General features: G+C 30.9%; 3 protein-coding genes, 1 pseudogene and 1 other annotated feature. All 4 genes and pseudogenes read right to left on the minus strand.

Annotation, left to right across the window (positions count from 1 at the left end):
* Nucleotides 1–77: 77 nt before the first annotated feature.
* Nucleotides 78–611: pseudogene (locus VK998_RS03205) on the minus strand (aminoacyl--tRNA ligase-related protein); the annotation flags it as partial.
* A gap of 112 nt (nucleotides 612–723) precedes the next feature.
* Nucleotides 724–932 (minus strand) — a binding site (T-box leader).
* A gap of 99 nt (nucleotides 933–1,031) precedes the next feature.
* Nucleotides 1,032–1,535 carry a 2-C-methyl-D-erythritol 2,4-cyclodiphosphate synthase gene (gene ispF, locus VK998_RS03210; protein ID WP_325225414.1) on the minus strand — a complete coding sequence of 168 codons (504 nt, stop codon included), beginning with the start codon at nucleotides 1,533–1,535 and terminating at the stop codon, nucleotides 1,032–1,034.
* Nucleotides 1,536–1,546: 11 nt separating this feature from the next.
* Nucleotides 1,547–2,287, minus strand: coding sequence for a 2-C-methyl-D-erythritol 4-phosphate cytidylyltransferase (gene ispD / locus VK998_RS03215; RefSeq protein ID WP_325225417.1), 741 nt, complete (start codon nucleotides 2,285–2,287; stop codon nucleotides 1,547–1,549).
* Nucleotides 2,288–2,391: 104 nt separating this feature from the next.
* On the minus strand, nucleotides 2,392–3,489 hold the full coding sequence (locus VK998_RS03220) for a PIN/TRAM domain-containing protein (protein WP_325225419.1): 1,098 nt from the start codon (nucleotides 3,487–3,489) through the stop codon (nucleotides 2,392–2,394).
* Nucleotides 3,490–3,575 lie beyond the last annotated feature (86 nt).

Genomic DNA, 3,575 nt, shown 5'->3' on the forward strand with positions numbered 1-3,575 from the left:
TGGGTTTCTGATCATAGGTTGTCAGCCCACCACACTGGCCTTCAACCCAATCCTCGATGGATTTGCTTCCATCAAGCCCACATTTCTTTATAGGAATTTTCCATTCCTTCTTCATCTTTATCAAAACTATAGGCATCCTTCATAATGAACTCCCTAGCTCTAATTACTCCAAATCTAGGTCTTTTTTCATCCCTATATTTTGTTTGAATTTGATATAAATTTAATGGTAATTGTTTATATGATTTAATTTCATCTTTAATTAAGGACGTAAAATATTCTTCGTGGGTTGGTCCAAGACAAAATTCCCTACTATTCCTATCTTGTAATTTAAACATTTCCGGACCGAAATTAACCCACCTTCCACTTGATTCCCATAACTCTCGTGGTTGAATAGCAGACATTAACAATTCTTGAGAACCTGCATCATCCATTTCTTCCCTAACAATATTTTCTATCTTCTTTATTACCCTATATCCAAGAGGTAGATAAGAATACACTCCCGATACCAATTTACGCATCATACCCGCCCTTAAAAGTAATTTGTGACTAGGTATTTCCGCTTCCGATGGTACTTCTCTTAATGTTGGCATATATAATTTTGACATTCTCATTTTAAATGCTCCTTTCATTTTTTCTTGATAATCACCAAGATTGTTTTTATTTATCATTTAATAATTTTAAAATTTAATATAATCAAAATGAAAAACCTTTCATCTCTACATTAATAGAGACGAAAGGTTTACTTCCGCGGTACCACTCTAGTAGACTTTTTATAGTCCCCTTAAGATTTTAACGCAATCAACGTTTAAACATACTATTTTCTGCTTAAATGCTCTAGGATGGGTTTGGTATTCAGAGGGCCAGAAACCTTCCACCTTATGGTTTCCTCTCTTAGGCCATTAATACTTACTATTTCCTATCATAGCCATATATTTTATTAATATTAATCATACTAAAACTTGCATAATCTGTCAAATGCTTTTATTCTAATCTTTATAAAAGTAACAGAACAACACAAAAATCGTTATCTACTATTCAGTATAATTAGACGAAACGGTACCTATTCCTGGTTTAATTAAACTGACACTTTGAGCGCCAATGCCTTCTCCTCTACCTTCAAATCCTAATTTTTCAGTTGTTGTAGCTTTTATATTTATATTTGAAACAGAAGTGTTTAAAACCTGTGCAATATTTGTTTTCATCTCTTCTATATAAGGAGCCATTTTAGGTTCTTCTGCTATAATTATCGCATCTATATTGCCTATTATATAATTTGATTTATACATAATATTATAAACCTGTTCTAGTAATACTAAACTTGATATATCCTTATACTGGCTATCGTCATCTGGAAAATGCTTACCAATATCCCCAAGTCCTAGAGCCCCTAAAATACTATCCATAATAGCATGTACTAAAACATCTGCATCAGAATGCCCTAATAAACCTCTTCCATAGGGAATTTCCACTCCCCCAATTACCAACTTTCTTCCATTTACCAATTTATGTACATCATATCCTATTCCTATTTTCATCTTTTCCCATCCTATCTACTTTGAAATACAAATTCTTTTCTTCTAAAGATTGTACCCTTATTTTTTAAAATAGATTCAGCTATTATTAAATCTTCTGGTGTAGTAATTTTTATATTTTCATAACTGCCCATTATCATTTTAACTTCTATTCCTAATCTTTCCACTAATGAACTATCATCTGTACCCATAAAATTATCATTTATAGCTTTTCTATAGCCTTCCATAATGATTTCTTTTTTAAAACATTGAGGAGTTTGAGCTGCCCATATAAAATCTCGTTTCGGAGTGTTGGTTATATTATCAGAATCTCCAACTACCTTTATAGTATCCTTAACAGGAGTACCAATTACACAAGCTCCATATTCAATGGCTCCTTCTATTCCATCAACAATATTTTTTATCTTTACAAAAGGCCTTGCACCATCATGAGATAAAACTATATCAGTTTTTTCATCTAATGCTAATATCCCATTATATACAGAGTCTTGTCTTTCCTTTCCACCTCTTACAATCTTGGATACTTTGTTAAATTTGAACCTTTTTACTATTTCTTTTCGGCAATAATTAATCTCATCTTCTTTTGCAACTACTATCATCTCATCTACATATCTACATCTTTCAAATTTTTCTATTGTATGAGCAAGGATAGGTTTATTATTTATAGAAATAAATTGCTTGTTTATCTTGCTTCCCATTCTATTACTCATGCCAGCAGCTGCAATTACAACTGAAACATAGTGACCCTTATACATATATTTCACCTCTTAAACATTATAGCATAGATAAGAAAAACATAAAATGATATATATTTATATTCCCTAAAATTTACAAAATATAAGGACCAATAAAATTGGTCCTATACTGCTCTATCTACTATAGTTTTAGGTTTGGCAAATATCATCCTACCTGCTGACGTTTGAAGAACACTAGTCACCAATACATCTATAGTCTCTCCAATATGTTTCTTGCCACTTTCTACTACTATCATTGTACCATCATCTAAATAAGCTAAACCTTGCCCTGACTCTTTACCATCTTTTATAACTTGGACTACCATCTCTTCTCCTGGCAATACAACTGGTTTAACCGCATTAGCTAATTCATTAATATTCAAAACATCAATACTTTGTACTTCAGCTACTTTATTAAGATTATAATCATTTGTAATAATTTTACCTTTTAGTAGTTGAGTAAGTTTCAATAGTTTAGAATCTACTTCCTTTACTTCTTCAAATTCTTTATCATGAATTATTACTTCAATATCTAATTCCTTTTGTATTTTGTTTAAAATATCCAGTCCTCTTCGACCTCTGTTTCTCTTAAGAGCATCGGAAGAATCGGCTATATGTTGGAGTTCTTCTAATACAAATTCAGGTATAACCAAAGGTCCTTCAATAAAACCAGTTTTACAAATATCTGCTATTCTTCCATCAATAATTACACTAGTATCTAATATCTTTGGACAAGATCTACAATCTGTTTTTAGCTTATCTTTACCAAAACCTTTACGGAAATTGCCAATAGTACTAGTAAAATCTTCCTTTTTTCTAGTAGGAACTTTAATACCTAAATAACCAAATATAACATAGAAAACTATAGATATAGCAACGCCTAAATAAGGTATTTCAAGTTTATAAAAAGGTTGACTCAACAAATAAGCAATTATAAAACCAATTATTAAACCAACAGAACCCAAAGCAATATCGTAAGCAGGAACTTTTTGAAGTTCAGTCTCGACAAACTGAATGATTACCCTTCCAACCTTCATAACCCTTGGAGATAGTAAGAAAAATATAATTCCAAAAATCAAACTTATACCTAAATAAAAGATTAAGCTTAACCAACCTTTATTTGACAGGCTTATTATTTCCAAAGCTATCAAACCTGCCACTATACCATATCCTACTAGTAATCCAACTAATGTAATAACACCTCTAATAATTTTATCAATCATTAGTTCACCTCCCTAAGTATATTTATTACCATTTAATCGAATAATATAACAAAAATTTTTTCTTTTTAAAATTATGCTGAATTAAT

The sequence above is a fragment of the Schnuerera sp. genome (assembly GCF_035459645.1).
In the GTDB taxonomy this organism is placed as follows: Bacteria; Bacillota; Clostridia; order Tissierellales; family Tepidimicrobiaceae; genus Schnuerera.

Excerpts from the sequence above, each read along its gene's own strand:
- VK998_RS03220 (WP_325225419.1), bottom strand. The coding sequence starts at position 3,489 with ATGATTGATAAAATTATTAGAGGTGTTATTACATTAGTTGGATTACTA.
- ispD (WP_325225417.1), bottom strand. The coding sequence starts at position 2,287 with ATGTATAAGGGTCACTATGTTTCAGTTGTAATTGCAGCTGCTGGCATG.
- ispF (WP_325225414.1), bottom strand. The coding sequence starts at position 1,535 with ATGAAAATAGGAATAGGATATGATGTACATAAATTGGTAAATGGAAGA.